We start from the raw sequence: 23,803 nt of genomic DNA, 5'->3' as shown, positions 1-23,803 counted from the left end.
GTTTGCAAATGAAGGGAAGGTTTTTTTATTACGGAGTATTTCTTTTTTTCCCTACTGCATACATCGTAAGGGGTATTTTAGAGGTAAATTTTGATTTATTTCACAATACGTTAGAAGGTTTTTATGTGTTTTATGGTTTTAAGTTTTTTAATTAATTTAACCCTGAAATAGCGCGTGGTTTTAATTTGTTTAATTGATTTAAGGTGGGGAATCTGTAACGATCCTATTTTATGCCGTGACTTGTAAATAAAACATTTTCATTACAAATACAAAAAAATAAGTTGCGGTTAACGTCGTTGAGGAAAAATTATGTCACAACATAAAAATAAAACACGGTTTTCTTTTTTCCGCAGACTGGCGTTTCCATTGCGTATTTTCCTGCTGATCCTGGTCGTTTCCATTTTTATCATCGCCGCGCTGGCGAAATACTTCACCGCCAGTTTTGAAGACTACCTGACAACGCACGTCCGTGATATGGCGATGAACCAGGCGAAAATCATCGCCTCTAACGACAGTATCATCACTGCGGTGAAGCATCGCGATTACACGCGTCTGGCGACCATTGCAGACAAGCTTCAGAGCGGGACTGATTTCGATTATGTGGTGATCGGTGATGAGAACTCTATTCGTCTCTACCATCCGAATCCGCAAAAAATTGGCTACCCAATGCAGTTCACCAAGCCCGGTGCGTTGGCAAATGGGGAAAGCTACTTTATTACCGGGACGGGATCTATTGGGTTGGCAATGCGCGCTAAAACGCCCATTTTTGATGATGATGGCAAGATTATTGGCGTGGTTTCGATAGGTTATTTGATCAGTAAAATCGACAGTTGGCGATCGGATTTTTTACTGCCGATGGCGGGTGTGTTTCTTCTGCTGCTGTTGTTACTGATGCTGCTCTCCTGGTTTTTTGCCGCCCATATTCGCCGCCAGATGCTGGGAATGGAGCCCAAACAAATTGCCCGTGTGGTGCGCCAACAGGACGCGTTATTTAGCTCGGTATACGAAGGCTTGATTGCCGTTGACCTGGACGGGTGCATAACTGCTATCAATCGCAGTGCGCGAAAAATGCTGGGGCTTCCGTCGCCAGGGCGGCAGTGGTTGGGGAAACCCATTGATGAGGTTGTTAATCCGTCGGACTTTTTTACGCAGCAGATTGCGGAGCAACGTCAGGATGCGATGGTGAATTTTAACGGGCTAAGCGTTATCGCCAACCGTGAGGCTATTCGTTCCGGCGATGAATTACTCGGGGCGATTATCAGTTTTCGTAGCAAAGATGAAATAGCCACCCTCAATGCCCAACTGACACAAATCAAACAATATGTTGAGAGCCTGAGAACACTGCGTCATGAACATCTGAACTGGATGTCGACCATTAATGGCCTGCTGCAAATGAAAGAATACGATCGCGTGCTTGAGATGGTGCAGGGGGAATCCCAAGCCCAGCAGCAGCTGATTGATGACCTGCGCGGTGCCTTTGCCGATCGCCAGGTTGCCGGTCTGCTGTTTGGTAAAGTCCAGCGTGCGCGGGAATTGGGGCTCAAAATGACGATTGTTCCCGGAAGTCAACTTCATCAACTTCCCGAAGGGCTGGATAGCACAGAGTTTGCAGCAATTGTTGGCAATCTGCTTGATAATGCATTTGAGGCCAGTTTACGTACCCAGCAAGGGAATAAGGTTGTTGAACTGTTTCTGAGTGATGAAGGGGATGAGGTCATCATTGAAGTTGCCGACCAAGGGTGCGGCGTACCGGAAGCGTTACGTGAAAAAATATTTGAACAGGGTGTGAGCACCCGTACCGATGAACCAGGTGAACATGGCATCGGTTTGTATCTGATTGCAAGTTATGTGAGGCGCTGTGATGGGGTTATTACGCTTGAAGATAACACCCCCTGCGGCACTTTATTTTCTCTATTTCTTCCGAAAGTGAAAAAAAACGATGACGGAACCATTAACGCTATTGATCGTTGAGGATGAAACGCTGCTGGCGGAGATGCATGCTGAATATATCCGCCATATACCCGGTTTCAGCCAGATCTGGTTGGCGGGGAACCTGGAGCAGGCGCGGATGATGATCGCGCGTTTTAAGCCCGGTCTGATTCTTCTCGATAACTATTTACCGGACGGTAAGGGCATTACCCTTCTACATGAGTTGACTCAGGCACGCTACCCTGGCGGCGTGGTGTTTACTACGGCTGCCAGTGACATGGATACGGTGTCAGAGGCGGTGCGCGGCGGGGCGTTTGATTATCTGGTCAAACCGATTGCCTACGAGCGACTGGGGCAGACGCTGACGCGTTATCAGCAGCGCAGACGCATGCTGGCGGGTAACGACAGTGCCAGTCAAAAGCAAATTGATGAAATGTTTAACGCTTATGCGCGGGGTGAACCAAAAGGGGATTTGCCTACGGGTATTGATGCGCTAACGCTGAATGCGGTGCTGAAATTATTCGCCGATCCGACGGTACACCATACTGCGGAGACCATTGCACAGGCGTTGACCATCAGCCGCACAACCTCCAGGCGTTATCTGGAGTACTGTGCCAGCCGGCATTTGATTATTGCGGAGATTATCCACGGGAAAGTTGGGCGGCCGCAGCGTATTTATCATGGCGGCTAAATGCGGATTTCTGACGTAGGCCGGATAAGATGCTTTAGCATCGCCATCCGGCAACGTGCGGTTGCAATGCCGGATGGCGGCGTAACCGCCTGATCCGGCCTACATTTTGTTCGCTATCAACCTCCAATCACGGCGGTTGTAGCGGGCACCATCACTTCCGTGGCGATAATGACAATCAGTAGCCCGACCATCACCGGCACAGACGTGCGCTTGACCACTTCAAACGGTGAAATCTTCGCCATACCCGCAACGGCAACGACCACACCAGAGACCGGGGAGATCGTACGCCCCAGGTTCGACGCTTGCAGCATCGGGATGGAGAGGTAAGCGGGGTTAATGCCTGAAGAGTGCGCCAGTTTTGGGATCATCTCAACGAAGGCATAGAACGGGGCATTACCGGAGCCGGTGGTCATTGCTGCCAGCATGGTCAGAATAACCAGCACCAGCATCAGAATAATGCTTGCGGAGCCAAACGAGGTGGCGATCGATATCAGGCTCTGAATAAAGCCGATAGTGCTCAGACCCTGGGCGAAAACACCGGCGGCAACTAACAGCATTACCACGTTAGCAAAGGCATCAGCCATGCCGCGGTAGGCCACTTCCAGACCTGAGAAAACCTTCTGGGTATTGAACCCGCGGACAAACTCCAACACTGCGGCAATAAGCATGCACAGCACCAGAATGGTAATGATGTGCAGTTGCGGTCCCCACTTACCATCAAAAATGAGAACCCCGACAATCGGAGTAAACGGCAGGATGGCGTAAAACGATGGCGCGGTGGTGGTGATTTCGGCCACGTCTAACATTTCGTGAGAAACGTTCTCTTTTTTGTCCAGATAGCGCTGCCAGAAAAAGTGGGCAATCGCCATGCCGATAATGGCGGCAATGGAAATCGGCAGCGTGGTTTTAAATGCGAAGTCGATCAACGGCATTTCTGCGGCTTTGGCGGCGAGAACCACATCACCAGAAGTGGGGGATAGAATGATGGCGGCAGGGGAGGCGCAAATGGCCGCCGCAGCACCACGGCTGATACCCACGTTAACCATGACCGGAAAGAGGGTTGCCATCAGCAGTACGCCCAGCCCCGTCGCTGAAGAAACCGCCAGTGACATCAGGCAGGCGACAAAGTAGGCGGCAATCATTAACACATAGGGTGAGTTGATATATTGCAGTGGTTTGGAAGCCAGTTTAACCACCATATCGTTTGCACCAATATGCGTCATGTAGGCGGCAAAACCACACAGCATCATGATCATCATGCCGAGATCGCCACCGCGGCTCATCAGCAAAATTTTAATGTATTCAACGATGTCTGTTGCTGTGTAGCCCGTGCTTTCAGCACTACCGGGCAAAACTTTATGACCCATCAGGGCGCTGATAATCAGTAAAACCAAGCCACCGACAAACAGTACGCCGGTCGCGGAATAACCTTTAATGATGTAGCGCGCTACACCCACAATAACCATAACTCCGATAAGGAGTTCTATAAATGTCAACATTATTTCCCCTGTCACATTGACGCCCAGAAAGTAAAAAAACTAAAAAAAGCATAAAACGGTGAGAGAATGTGCCTAATAAACGGATAACCCTCGCTGATTGAAATCAATAAAAATACGGATTAAACCAATGGCTGAGCCATTTTTTCAACATAGCGGATGAACCGGGAATGCTGCAATCAAAAAGTGTGAAGTCGTCTGTGGTTGTGTGGGATTTGACATTGAATTGATCTTATTTTGTTTTCTAATTGTTAATTTATTTAACTTTTGCATGCAAAATGCACAATTTATTGATATTAATAGAGTAATGACCGTTTCAGATAAGGCTCAGGAAATATAAGGGAAATAAACTACGCGCATACGAAGGGAATATTCTGATTTTTAACCCTAAGCATTTTCGTTAAGTTAACATTAAGGATGGCTTTGCTACAATTAATGCAGAACCCCAGAATGGTAATTACGTTGTGATTGTCGCGAAGCGCTATTTCCTGTTTATTTCATTTATTTTTATTCAGTTGGCTGTTATTCCACAGGCCACCGCTGAAGATAAAGGTTGGTTTGATACCTTCACAGATAATGTCAGCGAAACCTGGCAGCAGCCGGAGCATTATGACCTGTACGTGCCCGCCATTACCTGGCATGCGCGATTTGCCTACGATAAAGATAAAACAGATCGTTACAATGAACGCCCCTGGGGAGCGGGATTTGGTCAGTCCCGTTGGGATGATAAAGGCAACTGGCACGGGCTGTATATTATGGCCTTTAAGGATTCCTACAATAAGTGGGAACCCATCGGAGGATATGGCTGGGAAAAAACCTGGCGCCCGCTGGCCGATGATAACTTCCATACTGGTCTGGGCTTTACCGCTGGTTTCACCGCGCGTGATAACTGGAACTACATTCCTGTGCCGGTGATACTGCCACTGGCATCGATAGGTTATGGTCCGGCAACATTTCAGATGACCTACATACCCGGTACGTATAATAACGGGAATGTCTATTTTGCCTGGATGCGTTTCCAGTTTTGATGAACGATGTGTATTGTTATGTAGCTAAGCATAAACTATTAAAAAACAATTAGTTACGAACGTTGCTGCAAAAATAACGCGACATTTATCACTTTTTGGCAAAGTTCGACTGGACAAAGTCCACCACAATTGTTGTACTGATACCCGACACAGCATTTGTGTCTATTTTTCATGTAAAGGTAATTTTGATGTCTAAGATTAAAGGTAACGTTAAGTGGTTTAATGAGTCCAAAGGATTCGGTTTCATTACTCCGGAAGATGGCAGCAAAGATGTGTTCGTACACTTCTCTGCAATCCAGACCAATGGTTTTAAAACTCTGGCTGAAGGTCAGCGTGTAGAGTTCGAAATCACTAACGGTGCCAAAGGCCCTTCTGCTGCAAACGTAACCGCTCTGTAAGCATACGACAGCAAGAATTCAAAACCCGCTTAATTGCGGGTTTTTTTATCTTCAGTGTGCCGAAGAAGCGGAAACCAGCCAGAACGCCAGGGCGGTCATCGCAAAAGACCCCAACAGATTGATCAGTACGTTCACCATTGCCCAGCCAAAACGTCCGTCCTGCAGTAAAAACACCACCTCTGCTGAGAAAGTTGAGAAGGTGGTCAGCCCGCCGCAAAAGCCTGTCGTAATCAATACCTTCCACATAGGGTCAATGTGGGTCATGCGATTGAACCACGCCAGCCCCATACCAATGATAAACGCCCCAATTAAGTTTGCAGCCAGCGTGCCGAAGGGAATCGCTTGATGAAGGGGGTTAAATCGCATACTCAACAGCCATCTGGCTACGCTACCTGTACCACCGCCAATAAAAACCGCTAAAAGGAGTTGTGACACTGCATAATCCTGCTATTTGATTGTATATAGTGTGAGTGTAACGCTGAATAATCATTATTGGCGAGCCTAACCGTTTTTTCAGGAGGGAGTATGTTCGTTGCTGCAGGGCAATTCGCCGTGGGTCCCTCATGGGAGAAAAATGCCGAAACGTGCGTATCATTGATGTCCCAGGCCGCGGGCGAGGGCGTCTCATTGTTGGTCTTACCCGAAGCGTTGCTGGCCCGTGACGATCTTGACCCTGACCTGTCAGTGAAATCTGCTCAATGGCTGGAAGGGGGATTTCTGACGCGATTACTGCGAGAAAGCGTGCAGAATGAGATGACAACGATCCTGACGATTCATGTTCCCTCGCTGCCGGGACGGGCGTTTAACATGCTGGTGGCGCTACGAAGAGGTCAGGTTGTGGCTCATTACGCCAAATTACATCTCTATGATGCTTTTTCGATTCAGGAGTCGCGTAATGTTGATGCAGGCGATGTCGTACCGCCGCTGTTGGACGTGGAAGGTCTTAAAGTCGGTTTGATGACCTGTTACGATTTACGCTTCCCTGAGCTGGCATTAGCACATGCTTTGCAGGGGGGCAGATATTCTGGTACTCCCTGCGGCCTGGGTACGCGGCGCGCTAAAAGAACATCACTGGGCTACGCTGCTGGCGGCCAGAGCGTTGGATGCGACCTGCTATCTGATTGCTGCCGGTGAGTGTGGCAATCAGAATATTGGTCAAAGCCGGATAATCGATCCGTTTGGCGTGACGATTGCCGCTGCCGCAGAAACACCCGCGCTGATTGTTACTGAGGTTTCTGCCGAGCGAGTGCGACAGGTCAGGGCGCAACTTCCGGTGTTACGCAACCGACGCTTTGCGCCACCGCAATTATTATGACGTTTTTTTAAACAAGACTTGATTCACCTTGTTACAGATTGCTATTGTGTGCCCGCGTCGAAAGGCCGTTAAAATTCTCAGGTTAATATGGCGCTTTATGCAGCCTGGTTTAAGTGAAGAAGGTATCTATGGGTGAGATTAGTATTACAAAACTGCTGGTGGTTGCCGCACTGGTCGTTCTGCTGTTTGGTACCAAGAAGTTACGTACTCTGGGTGGAGACCTGGGAACGGCAATTAAAGGCTTCAAGAAAGCGATGAACGATGAAAATGCCGATGCGAAGAAAGATGCTGATGGTAGCGTTCAGGCTGAGAAGCTTTCTCATAAAGAGTGATGTCAGGAGCATGATGCTCATACTGCAAACTCTGCATGAAAAAAACCGGCAATTTGCCGGTTTTTTTATTGCTGAAATGTAAGTGAGTATTACGCGATCACTTCACTTCCAGCCCTTTTGCCTGCATGTCTGCATGATATGAAGAACGTACAAATGGACCGCAAGCTGCATGGGTAAAGCCCATTGCCATAGCTTCCGCTTTCATTTCATCGAACTCATCCGGGCTAACATAGCGCTGAACCGGCAGATGGTGACGGCTTGGCTGTAAATACTGCCCCAGCGTTAGCATGGTAACGCCATGACGACGCAGGTCACGCATGACCTCAATGATTTCCGCGTTGGTTTCACCCAGACCCACCATCAGACCTGATTTGGTTGGGATCTCCGGATGGGCTTCTTTGAAACGCTCCAGAAGCTTCAGTGACCAGTTGTAATCTGCACCCGGACGTACATTGCGGTAAATACGCGGTACGTTTTCAAGGTTGTGGTTAAACACGTCTGGCGGCGTTGCGGTGAGGATATCCAGCGCGCGGTCCATTCGACCACGGAAGTCAGGTACCAGCGTTTCGATTTTAATCGACGGGCTTTTCTCACGGATAGCTGTGATGCAGTCCGCAAAGTGTTGAGCACCGCCATCGCGCAGATCGTCGCGATCGACGGAGGTGATGACGACATAGCGCAGCGCCATGTCCGCAATAGTTTGAGCCAGTTTTAACGGTTCGTTGGCATCCGGGGCAACCGGACGACCGTGGGCAACGTCACAGAATGGGCAGCGGCGGGTACAAATCGCGCCGAGGATCATAAAGGTTGCGGTGCCGTGATTGAAACATTCAGCCAGGTTAGGGCAGGACGCTTCTTCGCAGACAGAGTGCAGGCCATTTTTGCGCATTGCCGCTTTGATGCCCTGGATGCGAGTGGAGTCCGCTGGCAGTTTTATTTTCATCCATTCCGGTTTACGCAGCAGGGCTTCACGCTCTGTTGCCACATTTTTTACCGGGATAAGAGCCATCTTATCGGCATCGCGGTATTTAACACCGCGTTCCATCACAATGGGTTTACTCATAGCTTGCGTGTTCCAGTTGCGAATAACGAAGGAAAGCGTTTCAATTCAAGGGAATGTTGTATTTATCAACTATTTTTGAATTAGTGATACGCAGTATATCATTGAAACGGGCCAGAAAGCAGCCTGACAGGCTGGCAAAATGTAAAATAGTTGTTGTTTTGTGCCATTTGCCACAACATATGCTGCGGCAATGTCTGCCCCGTTTTTATTCTGCGACGTACTCGTGTGGTGGGTTACCGAGTAGCGATAATATGTTTGCCAGCAAACGAGGACGAACGCTTTCGGTGGTGGCATGACTGTCCCACTGTGAAACTTTCGCCATCTCCATTCCGGCGTAGCCGCAAGGGTTGATGCGCAGGAAAGGCGACAAATCCATATCCACGTTAAGCGCTAAGCCATGGAATGAACATCCTCTACGAATCCGTAACCCTAACGAACAGATTTTCTTTTCACCGACGTAAACGCCTGGCGCATCGGCTCGTGGGTGTGCATCGATACCCATTTCTGCAAGCGTGTTTACCACGGTTAGTTCCAGCAACGTGACCAGTTCGCGAACGCCCAGTTTTCGGCGTTTGAGGTTCAACAGGACATACATCACCTGTTGCCCTGGGCCGTGGTACGTTACCTGACCGCCACGATCGCTCTGAATAACGGGGATATCACCCGGCACCAGAACGTGTTCTGCTTTGCCTGCCTGCCCCTGAGTGAAGACCGGATAATGCTCTACCAGCCAGATTTCATCATGACTGTTTTCATCGCGGGTATCGGTGAATTCGTGCATGGCCTGAGAGACGGGCTCGTAAGGCTGAAGACCGAGCTGGCGGACAAAAATTTTATCCTGATACAAAACGGTATCTCCGTAGATACTCACATCGAGTAGAGAATATAAAGAGGGGAAAGTATATCACAGGGGAAGGAGAGAGAGGTTACCCGAGCAGAATGCAACGGGTAACCGACAGGCTGTTACAGCACCATACGTACGATGTCGATGTTGCCTAATTCTTCGTACAGGGTTTCAACCTGCTCAATGTGCGTAGCAGTGATGGTGATAGAGACCGAGTGGTAGTTGCCTTTGCTGCTCGGTTTTACTGTTGGAGAGTAATCACCTGGCGCATGGCGCTGTACCACTTCAACCACCTGATCAACCAACTCCGGCAACGCCTGCCCCATTACTTTGTAAGTAAATGGAGTAGGGAATTCAAGCAGTTCGTTAAGTTTGGTTTTCATGTCAGCTCCGGCGTTACATCAAAAAATAATAACTCCCACGCTGAGTGGGAGTTATCTGGATACCTAGTATATGGGGACGTAAATCACACTTTCAAGTGCTCAATTTTTAGCCAAACCAGTGATGAAACATTAATTTAATGTAATCAATGATTTTACCAAAGAAGTTGCCTTCAGGGATTTCCTGCAGGACCACCAGCGGGCGCTGTTCAATGGTTTTGCCGTCGAGCTGGAAATTGATGGTGCCGACAACCTGGTTTTTCTGCAGCGGCGCGTGCAGTTCAGTGGTGTTCAGCACATAGCTCGCTTTCAGATCTTTCATACGGCCGCGCGGAATGGTCAGGTAGACATCTTTATCAACACCTAACGAGGCACGATCGGTATTACCAAACCAGGCCGGTTCAGAGGCAAATTCTTTGCCGACCTTCAGTGGGTTCACGGTTTCAAAGAAACGGAAGCCCCAGGTCAGCAGCTTTTTGCTTTCGGTTTCACGACCTTTATAGGTACGACCGCCCATGACGGCAGAGATCAGACGCATCTGACCTTCGGTTGCGGATGCCACCAGGTTATAGCCCGCTTTATCGGTGTGACCGGTTTTAATCCCGTCAACATTCAGGCTGTTATCCCACAGCAGGCCGTTACGGTTTAACTGACGAATGCCGTTGAAAGTGAACTCTTTTTCTCGGTAGATAGAGTATTCGTTAGGCACGTCGCGAATCAGCGCCTGACCAATCAACGCCATGTCACGTGCTGAGCTGTACTGACCTTCAGCATCCAGACCGTGGACGGTCTGGAAGTGGGTGTTTTTCAGTCCCAGCGCATTAACATAGCTGTTCATCAGGCCGACGAAAGCATCCTGACTACCGGCAGCAAAGTCAGCCATTGCCACGCAAGCGTCGTTGCCGGATTGCAGGTTAATACCACGGATCAATTGTGAAACGGGAACCTGCATTCCCGGTTTCAGGAACATCAGCGATGAACCTTTAAACACCGGGTTACCGGTAGCCCACGCGTCATTGCCCACGGTGACCAAATCGGTTTCTTTGAATTTCCCGGCTTTCATGGCCTGACCGATGACATAGCTGGTCATCATTTTGGTCAGGCTGGCGGGGTCGCGGCGAGTGTCCGCATTCTGTTCGGCCAGAACCTTTCCTGAATTGTAATCAATCAGGATATAGGACTCCGCGTCGATCTGCGGAACGCCCGGGATCATGGTTTTAATATTCAGGTCATCGGCATGGGCAGCAGAGAGAGAGGCTGCGCAGAGAGCCGCGGTGAGCGCGATGCGCTGCACGAAACGAGCGGAAAAAGTGGTCTTCATGGTCTGAACTACGACGTCCGTGATGAAAGTAAAAAAAGTGCCCTACTATAGCAAATGCGTAACTTACAGGCATCCGACTTTCCACATGACTTTGTTAATGTCATTGACAGAAATTGACAGAACGGGTGCCTGCTTTACGTTACTACACGCCGGTGATGAAGGACTGTAATTGCGCTTCGGATTGCAGGCGCTGCTGCAATGTACTGGCTTCCGCTTTGCTGGTGAACGGCCCCATCTGGATACGCCATACGGCACCGTTTTGTACCACGCGGCCCGGCACGCCAAACTGCTGGCTCAGTCGTTTTTGGTACTGCTGCGCACGGGCCTGCTCGCTGACGGCACCCACCTGAACGACATAACGGCCATTGGTTGCAGCAACGGGTGTAGCAGCGGCCGGAGCAGATACCGGTGCTGACACTGTTGCAGGCGCTGTTGTTACGGGCTGTGGAGCCGGTGTGGGTTCGTTGCCTTCGAGCACGCCTGCGGCGAGCGTGGTTGGCGCACCAAGGAAACCATTGCTGTTAACTGGCGCACCGGTAGCGTCATCGCTTTTCAGCGTTGAATTACTGATAGGACGAATATCGCCTTGCGGCTGGTCTGCGTCCGGTGCAGAAGGCATAGTGTTACCCCCGCTTAAATCAGGACGAGACGGCAGGGCGTAAGTCTGTTTTGCAACCGTCGTACACGCCATACCGGGGCCTGACAACGAACCGTCTTGCGCGACGATTATCGGATCAATACGCACTTTCGTATTGTTCGAGGTGTTCAGACGATCGGCCGCAGCGCGTGAAAGTGAAATCACGCGATCGTTGCCATAAGGACCACGATCGTTAATCCGTACGACGATCATCCTGCCGTTTGCCAGGTTGGTAATTCGGGCGTAGCTGGGAACCGGTAATGTCGGATGCGCAGCGGTGAGCTGCATGGGATCAAATGCCTCACCGGATGCGGTTAAATTGCTGCCGGGTTCCGCATCATAGATTGCGGCCAATCCGGCCTGGCTAAAGCGAGAGGGATCCTGAACAATTTTATAGCTTTTACCATCACGCTGGTAATCCTGATTAGCCGTTGGGTTCAGGGGTTCAAAACGCGGATCGGCTCCGCTGATTTCAACAATCGGACCATTACACACCGCTGGTTGCGGCGCGACAGCACCCTGTTGCTGACCATCATCATTCGAACACGCCGCGAGCATTCCTGCTGCGATGCAGATTCCAAGCCACTGCTTACGCATTGCGTACCCCTTACACGCTTTTCGACAACATTTTTCTATGGGTGTGGATCGACATCACAATCCCGAACCCGGCCATCAGCACAATCAGTGCAGAGCCTCCGTAACTGACCAGCGGGAGTGGAACCCCTACTACGGGCAGAATACCGCTCACCATACCAATATTTACGAAGACATAAACGAATAATATCAACATTAAACCACCGGCCATGACGCGACCAAAAGTGGTTTGCGCTCGGGCGGCAATCCATAGCCCACGCATAATCAGCAAAATGTACAGCGCCAGCAGAATTAAGATCCCTACTAGCCCAAGCTCTTCGGCTAACACCGCAAAGATAAAGTCGGTGTGGCGTTCGGGTAAAAATTCAAGCTGTGACTGCGTACCGTGCAGCCAGCCTTTGCCGCTCAGACCGCCGGAACCAATAGCAATTTTAGACTGAATAATGTGATATCCCGCGCCCAGTGGGTCGGTTTCAGGGTCGAGAAGCATCATCACGCGCTGACGCTGGTAATCATGCATCAAGAAGAACCACAGTATCGGGATAAACGCGGCGACCAGAACCACAGCCACGCCGATTAAGCGCCAGCTTAAGCCCGACAGGAACAGCACAAACAGGCCGGAAAGGGCAACAAGGATAGAGGTCCCGAGGTCAGGTTGCGCGGCGACCAGCAGCGTCGGCATGAAAATCAACACCAGCGCGATAGCGGTATTCTTCAGCGACGGCGGACAAACATCACGGTTGATAAAGCGTGCTACCATCAGCGGGACTGCAATTTTAGCAATTTCAGACGGCTGAAAACGCACAATGCCGAGGTCCAGCCAGCGCTGTGCGCCTTTAGAAATGGCCCCAAAGGCATCTACCGCTACCAGCAGAATAATACAGACAATATAGAGATAGGGGGCCCAGCCTTCGTAGACCCTGGGAGGGATCTGCGCCATCACCACCATGATGACCAGACCCATGGCTATTTGGCCGACCTTACGCTCCATCATGCCAATATCCTGGCCGCTGGCGCTCCAGATAACCAGCGAGCTGTAAACCAGCAGTGCCAGCAAAATAAGCAACATCGTGGGATCGATGTGAATTTTATCCCAGAACGTTTTTTTGTTCGGATTATCCGTCACGATTATTGGTCCTCAGCTGCGGTAGCCACCGGGTTTTCCGCAGGCAGATTGGTGTTGTTGTCGCCCAACATAATATGGTCAAGGATCTGGCGCATGATGGTACCTACAGGCGCACCGGCCCCGCCGTTTTCGAGGATAATCGCGACAGAGACCTCGGGTTTATCGTAGGGCGCAAATGCGATCATCAGCTTATGATCGCGTAAACGTTCGGCAATTTTATGCGCATTATAGGTTTCATTGGCTTTCAGACCGAAGACCTGAGCGGTACCGGATTTTGCCGCAATTTTATACGGTGCACCGGCAAAATATTTATGCGCGGTACCGTTAGGACGGTTTGCAACACCGTACATACCGTCTTTGGCAATTTCCCAGTAACCGGAATGAATGTCACCCACCGGCGGCTCATGCGGCTGAACCCATGGCACCTGCTTGCCGTTTTCCGTGGTGCTCATCAGCAGATGCGGGACTTTTACCACGCCGTCGTTGATAAGAATCATCAGCGATTTGCTCATCTGAATAGGGGTTGCTGTCCAGTACCCCTGACCGATGCCCACCGGAATAGTATCACCCTGGTACCATGGCTTTTTAAACCGTTTTTGCTTCCATTCACGCGTTGGCATATTACCGGCTCGCTCTTCGGCCAGATCGATCCCCGTATAATGGCCATAGCCGAATTTACTCATCCACTCTGAAAGACGGTCTATCCCCATATCATAGGCGATTTGGTAGAAAAACGTATCCGCAGATTCCTCCAGTGAGCGGGTTATGTTCAGATGACCATGCCCCCACTTTTTCCAGTCGCGATAACGTTTTTCAGAACCGGGCAACTGCCACCAGCCTGGATCGAACAGCCCGGTATTACGGGTAATCACGCCCGCGCTTAGTGCGGATACCGCCACGTAAGGCTTAACGGTTGAGGCAGGGGGGTAAACACCTTGCGTCGCGCGGTTAACCAGTGGGGTATTGGGGTCATTGAGCAACCCTGCATAATCTTTGCTGGAGATACCGTCTACAAACAGGTTGGGATCGTAGCTGGGCATAGAAACCAGCGCCAGCACGCCGCCGGTACGCGGGTCTGTGACCACCACGGCGGCACGACTGCCGGCCAGCAGGGTTTCAATATACTGCTGGAGCTTTAAATCCAGCGTTAAATAGATATCGTGCCCGGCCTGAGGCGCCACTTCTTTCAATTGGCGAATCACGCGACCACGGTTGTTGACTTCAACTTCTTCGTAACCGGTCTGACCATGCAGAACGTCTTCGTAATAACGTTCAATACCCAGCTTGCCGATATCGTGGGTAGCGGCGTAGTTGGCGAGCTTGCCGTCTTTGTCCAGGCGTTCAACGTCTTTATCGTTAATTTTTGAGACGTAACCAATGACGTGAGTTAGCGCAGAGCCGTAGGGATAGTAACGGCGCTTATAGCCTTTGACTTCCACACCGGGAAAACGATATTGATTGACGGCAAAGCGTGCAACCTGCACTTCCGTCAGATTGGTTTTCACCGGAATGGACGTAAAGCGGTGGGAACGTGCTCGTTCTTTTTTAAAGGCGGCAATATCGTCGTCATTGAGATCAACCACTTCCCGCAGCGCATCCAGCGTTTGCTGAACGTTATCGACCTTCTCAGGCATCATTTCTATCTGGTAAATGGTGCGGTTGAGGGCCAGGGGAATGCCGTTGCGGTCATAAATGATGCCGCGACTGGGGGCGATCGGCACCAGTTTGATGCGGTTTTCGTTTGAACGGGTCTGATAATCGGTGAAACGAACGATTTGCAGGTTATACAGGTTGGCGATCAGCACGCCAGTGAGCAGCAAAATCCCCAAAAAAGCAACCAGCGCCCGACGCGCAAACAGCGCGGACTCAGCCGTATAGTCGCGAAAAGAATTCTGTAGTTTCATCCGCTGCTTAATCTACTCAAGACTCAATGATCACTCACGGTGATAAGGGTGGTTGGTGGTAATGCTCCACGCTCTGTACAGACTCTCTGCCACCAGAACCCGAACAAGAGGGTGGGGAAGGGTTAATGCAGAGAGTGACCAGCTTTGCTCCGCGGCAGCCTTACAGGCTGGAGACAATCCTTCCGGTCCGCCAATCAGCAGACTGACGTCACGACCATCCAGTTTCCAGCGTTCCAGCTCGGTTGCCAGTTGTGGCGTGTCCCAGGGTTTTCCTGGGATATCAAGGGTGACGATGCGATTTTTGCCAGCGGCAGCCAGCATCTGTTCACCCTCTTTATCGAGTATGCGTTTAATATCCGCGTTCTTGCCGCGTTTTCCTGCCGGGATCTCGATAAGCTCAAAAGGCATGTCTTTTGGAAACCGACGGAGATACTCCGTAAAACCGGTTTGCACCCAGTCAGGCATTTTCGTACCCACAGCGACAAGTTGCAGCTTCACGCATTAACTCCAGAGTTTTTCCAGTTCATACAGGCGACGGCTTTCTTCCTGTAAAACGTGGACAATAACCTCGCCGAGATCAACGACGATCCAGTCGGCCACGTTCTCACCTTCAACGCCAAGTGGCAGCAGGCCAGCGGCGCGAGATTCCTGAACAACGTGGTCAGCGATAGACATGACATGGCGGCTGGATGTGCCGGTGCAGATAATCATGCAGTCAGTGATGCTGGATTTGCCCTGAACGTCTAAGGCGATGATGTCTTGACCTTTAAGGTCATCAATTTTGTCGATTACAAAATCCTGAAGTGCTTTACCCTGCAAGTGTTCCCCCTGGGTGAAAAGAGTTAAAAAGGCTTGTTAGTATACCTGAACCAGAGGCGATATCGGGACAAATGTCTCCGAAAGCGCTTTTGAGGTGCGCTATCATCCCATCCCACGCAACAGAATGCATCGCCATTTTTGTAAAACAATTTCTGCAAAGCTCTGAAAGGCGGGAAAAGTCAGGCTGCGGAGAATAGCAGCCTGTCATGGGGTGTCAATGGGCGCGAGCCCCTTCGACAGAAAAAACAGCGTATTCACTCCCCCTCGCGCCATATGGCCCGGCTGTTTAACACTTTCAGCACCGCAAAATCGTCGCAAAAATCAATTGCGCTCCAGCACCCCTGTTCAACGCGGAAATGCCACATTGATGCCGCGGGCATTGACATGAGCCGGGCGATCAGCACGCTGAGTACACCCTGATGGCTGACCACCAGAAGGTTCTGCGAATTTTTATAATCAGCAAGTTGGGCAATGAAGCGCTCAACTCGCTGTGAAAATGCCTGAAAACCTTCGCCGTTGGTGGGAGTCGCATTCTGCCAGTCGTTACACCACAGCGCATAGTTTTCTGCGTCCTCACGCGCCAGATCGCGATGGTGGCGCATTTCCCAGTCGCCAAAGAACATTTCATTAAGCTCGGGCATGATCCGCAGTGGAACGTCGCGCCCCGCTAAGACCAACTGCGTGGTATGGCGCGCGCGTTCAAGCTCGCTGCAGAGGACGTGGTCGAAAGGAACGTTGTGTAACAGTGCGGCCAGTGTTTCAGCTTGGGTTATTCCCCGCTGAGTGAGCGATGTAGGGGCATGACCGCTGTATAACCCGGCAACGTTGGCGTCGGTCTCTCCATGACGTACTAACCAGAGTCTCATTTTTCCCTCGTGAGGCTATTCGCATAAAACATGATGTTTGCCCTGATTACGCAGAGATTTTTCAATAAAATACCCTTTTTAAACTGGAGCGGCACGATGTCTTTATTGAAGAGCGCGCATGGCGGTAACACCCGGGAAGCCGCCGCATTGTTGGGTATCCCGCCTGAGCAATTGCTGGATTTTAGCGCGAATATTAACCCGCTGGGTATGCCGGCAATCTTAAAACGCGCACTAATCGACAATTTGGACCGTGCTGAGCGCTATCCGGACGTGGATTACGCCCACTTGCATGCCACGCTGGCGGAGCAACATCATGTTCCTGCGTCGTGGATCCTCGCCGGTAACGGGGAGACGGAGTCGATCTTTACGTTGGTTGATGGTCTTAAGCCGCGTCATGCGATGATCGTCATTCCCGGATTTGCGGAATATCGCCGGGCACTGCAATGGGGCGAATGCGCAATACACGAGTTTGCGCTGCGCGAAGAGGACGGTTGGCAGCTGACCGGAGAGATTCTCGATGCTCTTACCCCGGAGCTGGATTGCCTGTTCCTGTGTACACCTAACAATCCCACCGGGCTGTTGCCCGAACATCACCTGTTGCAGGAGATAGCTCGGCGTTGTAAACAGCTCGGGATCGCATTGATCCTCGATGAAGCGTTTATCGATTTTATCGCCGGGGAACAGGGGTTTATTCCGCTGTTGCAAGAGAATCCGCACATCTGGGTTTTGCGTTCACTCACCAAATTTTATGCGATACCCGGCCTGCGCCTGGGATATCTGGTTAACAGCAACGAGCAGGCGGTAGCACACCTGCGCAGCCGGCAAATGCCCTGGTCAATCAATGCCTTTGCCGCACTGGCGGGCGAAATGATTCTCCACGATAGCGTCTATCAGCAGGCGACATGGGAATGGCTGGCGCATGAGGGGAACCGATTCGATCAACAACTGCAAAATCTGCCTGGCCTGACGGTGTATCCCGGACGGGCAAATTATCGCCTGTTACGCTGCGAAAGACCGGGTTTAGATTTGCAAAAATCATTGCTGGAACAGCATGTGTTGATCCGCAGTTGCGCTAACTATCCGGGGCTGGATGCGCGTTACTACCGGGTGGCTGTCCGTGGCGCTGAAGAGAACAACCGCCTGCTGGTGGCATTACGCTACGCGCTTAGCGGTACAACCCTTGCTGATTGATATAGTCCAGCACGGAGTCTGGCATTAAATCGTCACACGGCTCACCGTGTTCCAGTCGTTCGCGGATAAGGGTAGCGGAAATATTGAACCAAGGGGTTTCTGCCAGGTAAATTTTCCCGGCAGGAAGCTGGTGCAGGTCATCTGGCGAATGAGTCAGATGACGTTCGAGCCACTGCTGGTGCTGCGCCTGCGCCATCTCCAGCGGATACCCCGGTCGTCGGCAGACGATGAGATGGGTATTGTCCAGAATGGTGTCGGAATCGTGCCAGGAAGGAAAGGTGAGCAGTGAGTCCTGACCAATAATAAACGCCAGCGGCGCGAGTGGCCCTTGTTCCTCGCGCCACTCCTTGAGAGTTTGGGCGGTGTAAGAGGCCGTATCTCGTTTTAGCTCACGTTCATCCAGGATAAACAAAGGCTTGTCAGCAATTGCCAGCTCAAGCATCTGTTTACGCTGTGCGCTGGAGGCTTCGGGTTGCGCACGATGCGGCGGCACATTATTAGGCATGATAATCACCCGTGATAGGCCAATCAGATTAGCCAGAATTTCCACGGGTTTAAGATGACCATAATGCACCGGATCAAAGGTGCCACCGAACAAAGCCTGTAATGATTTCATATCAACCATCAATAAAAACATCTGCCAGTGATTTATGGCAGAGCAGAAGAGAAAGTCCCTCAAGCTCGGCCCATACTGACTGACCATAATCTTGTTTAAGCGTAATTTCCGTGCGCGTTAACAACTGTACCGCCTGGCGTAATTGCTCAGATGACAGCCGGTTTAGTGCATCACCCATCATGCCGCGGCGGTTTTGCCATACCCGATGCTTATCAAACAAGGCGCGTAATGGTGTGTGGGCTGATTGCCTTTTCAAGTTGACCAGTAACAGTAATTCACGCTGTATCGTGCGCAGCAGAATAACCGGCTCACTGCCTTCAAGGCGCAGTTGCTGCAGGATATGTAGCGCGCGTTTACTTTTGCCCATCAACAGCGCATCGACCCAATGGAAGGGGGTAAAGTGCGCCGCATCGTTAACCGCTTGCTCCACACGAGGCAACGTGAGTTTTCCATCAGGCCACAGCAATGATAACCGCTCCAGCGCCTGCGCCAGGGCTAATAGGTTACCTTCATAGCAATAACATAATAGCTGATTGGCGGCTTCGTCCAGTTGCAGGTTGCTTTGTTTCGCTCTGGCGGCAACCCAGCGAGGGAGCTGCGCCTGCTCTGGCGTCTGGCAGCTCACCTGAACAGCATGGCTCGCCAGACTGGTATACCACGCGGCATTTTCCTGTGCTTTGGTCAGCTTGTTGCCGCGAACAATCAGCAGCAGATCGTCATGCAGCAGGGTAACCAGCGTGGCGAGTTGTTCGTTAATGGCGGCATTAGGGCCGTTTTCAGGCAGTTGTAGAAGTAATGTCTGCCGGCTGGCAAATAGGCTCATGGCCTGGCAGAGGGAAAAAATAGCCCCCCAGTCAGTGCTGGTATCGAGGGTGAACGTGTGGTGTTCTTCGAATCCTTGCACAGTGGCGGCCAGACGGACGGCATCCTGGCTTTCCTGCAACAAGAGGGGATCGTTGCCCAGTAATAAGTACGCCGCGCGCAGCCCTTCTTTGAGCTGTGCGCGGAGTTGTTCAGGGTACAACTTGAGCATCAGTTACCCAGCGTGGTGGAAACACGTGCCGGAGAAGACGTTGGCGCGGCTGTTTCATTCTCAGCAGGCTGTACGTCATCACTGGATGACTGAGTATCAGCAATATGTATACTTGGCAGCTTACGAATCAACTGTTCGGCCGCTTTGTCATACATTTCTTTAACGATCATATCCTGCTCGTTATCCTTCGCCAGTGCAGCCTGCGGGTTGTCAAAGAACGAACGATAGACCTTGGCACTGATCGGATAAATGTCATGGCCTGGAATCAGAACGGAGGCACTGACCGACATCACCATCTGATATTCAGCCGTTTGACCGTTCTGGAATACAGATGCCGTATCCTGAGAAATGCTGACCGCACCCAGACGTAGGGACGGTACGTCTTTACGCATAGAACCTGTTTCGAGCAGTTCGATGTTGTTCAGACGTAACTGGTTGCGTACCGCGCGGCTTAACGGGCCGTTCGGATCGCCAGAGTCCAGGATCATAGTTTTCATTGTGGGCGGTACCTGCGTAGTACTACGCAGATGCCAACCACACCCAGCGGTGACCAGCACCACCAGGGATAACAACAGAGTTGTCAGATGTCGCACGCTTCCTCCCGCGCTTAGCCAACGACCAGATTGAGGAGTTTACCCGGTACATAAATCACTTTACGTACGGTAACGCCATCAAGATATTTTGCTACCAGATGCTCCTGGCCAGCACGCTCACGAACTTGCTCTTCGGTGGCGTTGACTGGAACGGTGATTTTGCCACGTACTTTACCGTTCACCTGCACCACAACCAGCGTTGAGTCTTCGACCATTGCGCTGTCGTCAGCAACCGGCCACGGTGCGTTGTCGATATCGCCTTCGCCCTTCAGCGCATGCCACAAGGTGAAGCATACGTGCGGGGTGAACGGGTTGAGCATACGCACAACGGCCAGCAACGCTTCCTGCATCAGGGCTCTGTCCTGCTCGTCTTCCTGCGGTGCTTTCGCCAGCTTGTTCATCAGTTCCATAACCGCCGCAATCGCGGTGTTAAAGGTCTGACGACGGCCGATATCATCGGTCACTTTCGCAATAGTTTTGTGAACATCGCGACGTAGCGCTTTCTGATCGTCGCTCAATGCGTCAACGTTCAGGGCCGCAACATCACCTTTGCTGGTGTGTTCGTAAACCAGTTTCCAGACACGTTTCAGGAAGCGGTTAGCTCCTTCAACACCGGATTCCTGCCATTCAAGCGTCATATCAGCCGGAGAGGCGAACATCATGAACAGACGCACGGTGTCTGCGCCATAACGCTCAACCATCACCTGCGGGTCGATACCGTTGTTTTTTGACTTGGACATCTTGCTCATGCCGGTATAGACCAGTTCATGACCTTCGGCGTCTTGCGCCTTCACGATACGGCCTTTTTCATCGCGCTCAACGATAGCATCAACCGGAGAAACCCAGTTACGCTCGCCGTTGGCACCGACGTAGTAGAAGGCATCCGCCAGCACCATGCCCTGACACAGCAGCTGTTTAGCCGGTTCGTCAGAGTTTACCATGCCCGCGTCACGCATCAGCTTGTGGAAGAAACGGAAATAGAGCAGGTGCATGATGGCGTGTTCGATACCGCCAATGTAGATATCAACCGGCAGCCAGTAGTTGGCAGCCTTAGAGTCCAGCATGCCTTCCTGATACTGCGGGCAAGTGTAGCGCGCATAGTACCAGGATGATTCCATAAAGGTATCAAAGGTGTCGGTTTCACGCAGAGCCGGCATACCGTTAACGGTGGTTTTTGCCCACTCTGGGTCGGCTTTAATCGGGCTGGTGATACCGTCCATCACCACATCTTCCGGCAGAATAACCGGCAGCTGATCTTCTGGGGTTGGCAACACGGTGCCATCTTCCAGCGTGACCATTGGGATTGGAGCGCCCCAGTAACGCTGACGGGAAACGCCCCAGTCACGCAGACGGTAGTTAACTTTACGCTCACCCACACCTTTTTCGACAAGCTTGTCGGCAATGGCGTTGAAAGCCGCTTCGAAATCGAGACCGTTAAACTCACCAGAGTTAAACAGCACGCCTTTCTCGGTCAGTGCCTTCTCAGACAGATCCGGTTCTGAACCGTCCGCCGCCAGGATAACTGGCTTGATGCTCAGACCATATTTGGTTGCGAACTCGTAGTCGCGCTGATCGTGACCCGGCACGGCCATCACGGCACCTGTACCGTATTCCATCAGCACGAAGTTTGCAGCCCAAACCGGGATCTCTTCACCGGTCAGCGGATGAATCGCTTTAAAGCCAGTGTCGACGCCTTTCTTCTCCATGGTCGCCATTTCAGCCTCGGCAACCTTGGTGTTGCGGCATTCGTCAACAAACGCCGCCAGTTCCGGGTTATTCGCCGCGGCTTTCTGCGCCAACGGGTGACCTGCGGCAACGGCCAGATAAGTGGCACCCATAAAGGTGTCCGGGCGGGTGGTGTACACGGTCAGCGTGTTGTCATAGCCGTTGACATCAAAGGTGATTTCCACGCCTTCAGAGCGGCCAATCCAGTTGCGCTGCATCGTTTTTACGGTGTCAGGCCAGTGATCCAGGCGGTCCAGGTCACGCAGCAGTTCGTCAGCGTATGCGGTGATTTTGATAAACCACTGCGGGATCTCTTTCCGCTCAACTTTGGTATCACAACGCCAGCAGCAGCCGTCAATAACCTGTTCGTTCGCCAGTACTGTCTGGTCGTTAGGGCACCAGTTGACCGCAGAGGTTTTCTTGTACACCAGACCTTTTTTGTACAGTTCAGTGAAGAACTTTTGCTCCCAACGGTAATATTCCGGGGTGCAGGTCGCCAACTCACGGCTCCAGTCATAGCCGAAGCCCAGCATTTTGAGCTGGTTCTTCATGTAAGCGATGTTGTCGTACGTCCATGGAGCAGGCGCGGTATTGTTTTTCACCGCCGCGCCTTCAGCTGGCAGGCCGAATGCATCCCAGCCAATCGGCTGCAGAACGTTTTTGCCCAGCATACGCTGATAGCGGGCGATCACATCACCGATAGTGTAGTTACGTACGTGGCCCATGTGTAGTCGACCAGAAGGATAGGGAAGCATAGACAGGCAGTAATACTTCTCTTTGCTCTCGTCTTCGGTAACTTCAAATGTGCGCTTCTCATCCCAGTGAAGCTGTACTTTGGATTCTATCTCTTCCGGGCGGTATTGCTCTTGCATGGCAGCCAGTGGTCCTGTTTTCAATACAGCTACAAACGTAGCTTTAGATGTGGTGTTTCAGATCCGCATAGCATAGCCCAAACGTCCGCGTCAAAACAGCCTTTCGCGCATTCAGCATTGAATTCCCGCAAGGATAAATATTGCACGAATTTACATACTCTGTGGACAGTCTTGCAAAGCGTAGTGTAAATAACGTCTATTATTATAGACAGTTAACGACCCAGGAGGCGAAGCGATGAACAAGGTTGCTCAATATTACCGTGAACTGGTGACGTCACTTAGCGAACGTCTACGCAATGGTGAACGCGATATCGATGCGCTGGTGGACCAGGCTCGTCAGCGAGTTATGCAGACCGGGGAGTTAACGCGAACCGAGGTAGAAGAACTCACCAGGGCCGTCAGACGCGACCTTGAAGAGTTCGCGATCAGTTATGAAGAGAGTCTTGATGAGGAGACTGACAGCGTTTTTATGCGGGTCATCAAAGAGAGTATCTGGCAAGAACTGGCGGATATTACCGATAAAACCCAGCTTGAATGGCGCGAAGTATTCCAGGACCTGAGTCATCACGGGGTTTATCATAGTGGTGAGGTGGTCGGGTTGGGGAATCTGGTCTGTGAGAAATGCCACTTCCATTTAGCCGTTTACACGCCAGACGTGCTGCCGCTATGCCCGAAATGTGGTCACGATCAGTTCCAGCGTAGACCATTTGAGCCGTGATTTTTTGTGCCGGATGCGACGCGACGCGTCTTATCCGGCCTACGCACTTAATGATAAATGTCAGGCGTAAAACCTGAGCCGTTCGGCCAGCAGATCGACAAAACCTTGCCGGTCAACGTCAACCATAACCGTGGCGTTGGGTTTATTTCCGCTCAGGAAATAGTAATCCACTACGGTCATTCCCTGCGTGTATTTTCCCTGCGTCTCTACGCCGACCCAGCGTTCAACGGTGGTAAACAGTTCGGGCTTCAGTAACCAGGCAATGGTGCATGGATAATGTAGCGGTGCGTAGACTGGCCCCCTGAATCTCCA

The 23,803-nt window shown here is 51.3% G+C and carries 24 protein-coding genes and 1 pseudogene; 8 read left to right on the top strand and 17 right to left on the bottom strand.

Annotated elements, in window-relative coordinates:
* Positions 1–309: 309 nt before the first annotated feature.
* Together dpiB and dpiA are read left to right on the top strand one after the other, a co-directional pair.
* Positions 310–1,971 carry a sensor histidine kinase DpiB gene (gene dpiB, locus FDW95_RS17320; RefSeq protein WP_115259107.1) on the top strand — a complete coding sequence of 554 codons (1,662 nt, stop codon included), beginning with the start codon at positions 310–312 and terminating at the stop codon, positions 1,969–1,971.
* On the top strand, positions 1,940–2,620 hold the full coding sequence (gene dpiA, locus FDW95_RS17315; RefSeq protein WP_096757908.1) for a two-component response regulator DpiA: 681 nt from the start codon (positions 1,940–1,942) through the stop codon (positions 2,618–2,620). Before dpiB ends, dpiA begins: the two co-directional genes overlap by 32 nt.
* A 116-nt stretch (positions 2,621–2,736) precedes the next feature.
* On the opposite strand, the gene dcuC is transcribed toward dpiA, so the two are convergent.
* Positions 2,737–4,119, bottom strand: a complete 1,383-nt coding sequence (gene dcuC / locus FDW95_RS17310) for an anaerobic C4-dicarboxylate transporter DcuC (RefSeq protein WP_096757907.1) — start codon at positions 4,117–4,119, stop codon at positions 2,737–2,739.
* Positions 4,120–4,547: 428 nt separating this feature from the next.
* Here dcuC and pagP point away from each other — a divergent pair, with 428 nt between their 5' ends.
* Together pagP and cspE are read left to right on the top strand one after the other, a co-directional pair.
* On the top strand, positions 4,548–5,144 hold the full coding sequence (gene pagP / locus FDW95_RS17305) for a lipid IV(A) palmitoyltransferase PagP (protein WP_341517358.1): 597 nt from the start codon (positions 4,548–4,550) through the stop codon (positions 5,142–5,144).
* A 188-nt stretch (positions 5,145–5,332) separates the two neighbouring features.
* Positions 5,333–5,542, top strand: coding sequence for a transcription antiterminator/RNA stability regulator CspE (cspE, locus tag FDW95_RS17300; RefSeq protein ID WP_000034826.1), 210 nt, complete (start codon positions 5,333–5,335; stop codon positions 5,540–5,542).
* A gap of 51 nt (positions 5,543–5,593) precedes the next feature.
* Here cspE and crcB read toward each other — a convergent pair whose 3' ends face one another.
* Positions 5,594–5,977 (bottom strand): fluoride efflux transporter CrcB, encoded by a 384-nt coding sequence (gene crcB / locus FDW95_RS17295; protein WP_096757905.1) that lies wholly within the window; start codon positions 5,975–5,977, stop codon positions 5,594–5,596.
* A 90-nt stretch (positions 5,978–6,067) separates the two neighbouring features.
* Between crcB and FDW95_RS17290 the strand changes: the two are divergent.
* Together FDW95_RS17290 and tatE are read left to right on the top strand one after the other, a co-directional pair.
* Positions 6,068–6,857 (top strand): annotated as a pseudogene (locus FDW95_RS17290) (deaminated glutathione amidase).
* A 128-nt stretch (positions 6,858–6,985) separates the two neighbouring features.
* Positions 6,986–7,189 carry a twin-arginine translocase subunit TatE gene (tatE, locus tag FDW95_RS17285; protein WP_045441030.1) on the top strand — a complete coding sequence of 68 codons (204 nt, stop codon included), beginning with the start codon at positions 6,986–6,988 and terminating at the stop codon, positions 7,187–7,189.
* Positions 7,190–7,286: 97 nt separating this feature from the next.
* Here the strand turns inward: tatE and lipA are convergent, their stop codons facing one another.
* The 10 genes from lipA to FDW95_RS17235 all read right to left on the bottom strand — a co-directional run bounded on the left by lipA (position 7,287) and on the right by FDW95_RS17235 (position 16,743).
* Positions 7,287–8,252, bottom strand: a complete 966-nt coding sequence (gene lipA, locus FDW95_RS17280; protein ID WP_049269752.1) for a lipoyl synthase — start codon at positions 8,250–8,252, stop codon at positions 7,287–7,289.
* Between the two features lie 205 nt (positions 8,253–8,457).
* Entirely contained in the window at positions 8,458–9,099 is a 642-nt protein-coding gene (gene lipB / locus FDW95_RS17275; protein WP_115259104.1) for a lipoyl(octanoyl) transferase LipB, read from the bottom strand.
* Positions 9,100–9,215: 116 nt separating this feature from the next.
* Positions 9,216–9,479, bottom strand: a complete 264-nt coding sequence (gene ybeD, locus FDW95_RS17270) for a DUF493 family protein YbeD (RefSeq protein WP_003022706.1) — start codon at positions 9,477–9,479, stop codon at positions 9,216–9,218.
* Positions 9,480–9,585: 106 nt separating this feature from the next.
* The gene (dacA, locus tag FDW95_RS17265) at positions 9,586–10,797 is read right to left on the bottom strand and encodes a D-alanyl-D-alanine carboxypeptidase DacA (RefSeq protein ID WP_096757902.1); all 1,212 of its coding nucleotides are present in this window, start codon (positions 10,795–10,797) and stop codon (positions 9,586–9,588) included.
* A 142-nt stretch (positions 10,798–10,939) separates the two neighbouring features.
* Complete coding sequence (gene rlpA, locus FDW95_RS17260) at positions 10,940–12,031, bottom strand: endolytic peptidoglycan transglycosylase RlpA (RefSeq protein WP_115259103.1); 1,092 nt, start codon at positions 12,029–12,031, stop codon at positions 10,940–10,942.
* 10 nt (positions 12,032–12,041) lie between these two features.
* Complete coding sequence (gene mrdB, locus FDW95_RS17255; protein ID WP_096757900.1) at positions 12,042–13,154, bottom strand: peptidoglycan glycosyltransferase MrdB; 1,113 nt, start codon at positions 13,152–13,154, stop codon at positions 12,042–12,044.
* 2 nt (positions 13,155–13,156) lie between these two features.
* Positions 13,157–15,058, bottom strand: a complete 1,902-nt coding sequence (gene mrdA, locus FDW95_RS17250) for a peptidoglycan DD-transpeptidase MrdA (RefSeq protein ID WP_137363557.1) — start codon at positions 15,056–15,058, stop codon at positions 13,157–13,159.
* A 30-nt stretch (positions 15,059–15,088) separates the two neighbouring features.
* Entirely contained in the window at positions 15,089–15,556 is a 468-nt protein-coding gene (gene rlmH, locus FDW95_RS17245; RefSeq protein ID WP_003022725.1) for a 23S rRNA (pseudouridine(1915)-N(3))-methyltransferase RlmH, read from the bottom strand.
* Between the two features lie 3 nt (positions 15,557–15,559).
* Complete coding sequence (gene rsfS, locus FDW95_RS17240; protein WP_096757898.1) at positions 15,560–15,877, bottom strand: ribosome silencing factor; 318 nt, start codon at positions 15,875–15,877, stop codon at positions 15,560–15,562.
* Between the two features lie 254 nt (positions 15,878–16,131).
* A complete protein-coding gene (locus FDW95_RS17235; RefSeq protein ID WP_115259102.1) occupies positions 16,132–16,743 on the bottom strand; it encodes an adenosylcobalamin/alpha-ribazole phosphatase in 612 nt (203 codons plus the stop codon).
* Between the two features lie 96 nt (positions 16,744–16,839).
* On the opposite strand from FDW95_RS17235, the gene cobD reads away from it, so the two are divergent.
* Positions 16,840–17,934: a threonine-phosphate decarboxylase CobD gene (gene cobD, locus FDW95_RS17230; RefSeq protein ID WP_115259101.1), complete on the top strand. Its 1,095-nt coding sequence runs from the start codon at positions 16,840–16,842 to the stop codon at positions 17,932–17,934.
* On the opposite strand, the gene nadD is transcribed toward cobD, so the two are convergent.
* From nadD to leuS, 4 genes are read right to left on the bottom strand one after another with little or no spacing between them, the layout of a single operon-like run.
* Positions 17,909–18,550 (bottom strand): nicotinate-nucleotide adenylyltransferase, encoded by a 642-nt coding sequence (gene nadD / locus FDW95_RS17225; protein ID WP_115259978.1) that lies wholly within the window; start codon positions 18,548–18,550, stop codon positions 17,909–17,911. The two genes, cobD and nadD, sit on opposite strands and share 26 nt — an antisense overlap.
* 1 nt (position 18,551) lies before the next feature.
* Positions 18,552–19,583, bottom strand: a complete 1,032-nt coding sequence (holA, locus tag FDW95_RS17220; protein ID WP_115259100.1) for a DNA polymerase III subunit delta — start codon at positions 19,581–19,583, stop codon at positions 18,552–18,554.
* On the bottom strand, positions 19,583–20,176 hold the full coding sequence (gene lptE / locus FDW95_RS17215) for an LPS assembly lipoprotein LptE (protein ID WP_115259099.1): 594 nt from the start codon (positions 20,174–20,176) through the stop codon (positions 19,583–19,585). Before lptE ends, holA begins: the two co-directional genes overlap by 1 nt.
* A gap of 14 nt (positions 20,177–20,190) precedes the next feature.
* Positions 20,191–22,773 carry a leucine--tRNA ligase gene (leuS, locus tag FDW95_RS17210; protein WP_115259098.1) on the bottom strand — a complete coding sequence of 861 codons (2,583 nt, stop codon included), beginning with the start codon at positions 22,771–22,773 and terminating at the stop codon, positions 20,191–20,193.
* Positions 22,774–23,008: 235 nt separating this feature from the next.
* Here leuS and FDW95_RS17205 point away from each other — a divergent pair, with 235 nt between their 5' ends.
* Positions 23,009–23,491, top strand: a complete 483-nt coding sequence (locus FDW95_RS17205; protein WP_115259097.1) for a zinc ribbon-containing protein — start codon at positions 23,009–23,011, stop codon at positions 23,489–23,491.
* Between the two features lie 60 nt (positions 23,492–23,551).
* On the opposite strand, the gene FDW95_RS17200 is transcribed toward FDW95_RS17205, so the two are convergent.
* On the bottom strand, positions 23,552–23,803 hold a 252-nt coding region (locus tag FDW95_RS17200; protein ID WP_170973017.1), incomplete at its 5' end, for a nucleoside hydrolase.

The sequence above is a fragment of the Citrobacter sp. wls718 genome (genome assembly GCF_005280945.1).
Classification (GTDB): Bacteria; Pseudomonadota; Gammaproteobacteria; order Enterobacterales; family Enterobacteriaceae; genus Citrobacter; species Citrobacter gillenii.
Note: the sequence above shows the minus strand (reverse complement) of the source record. Positions and strands in the feature narration are given on the sequence as shown.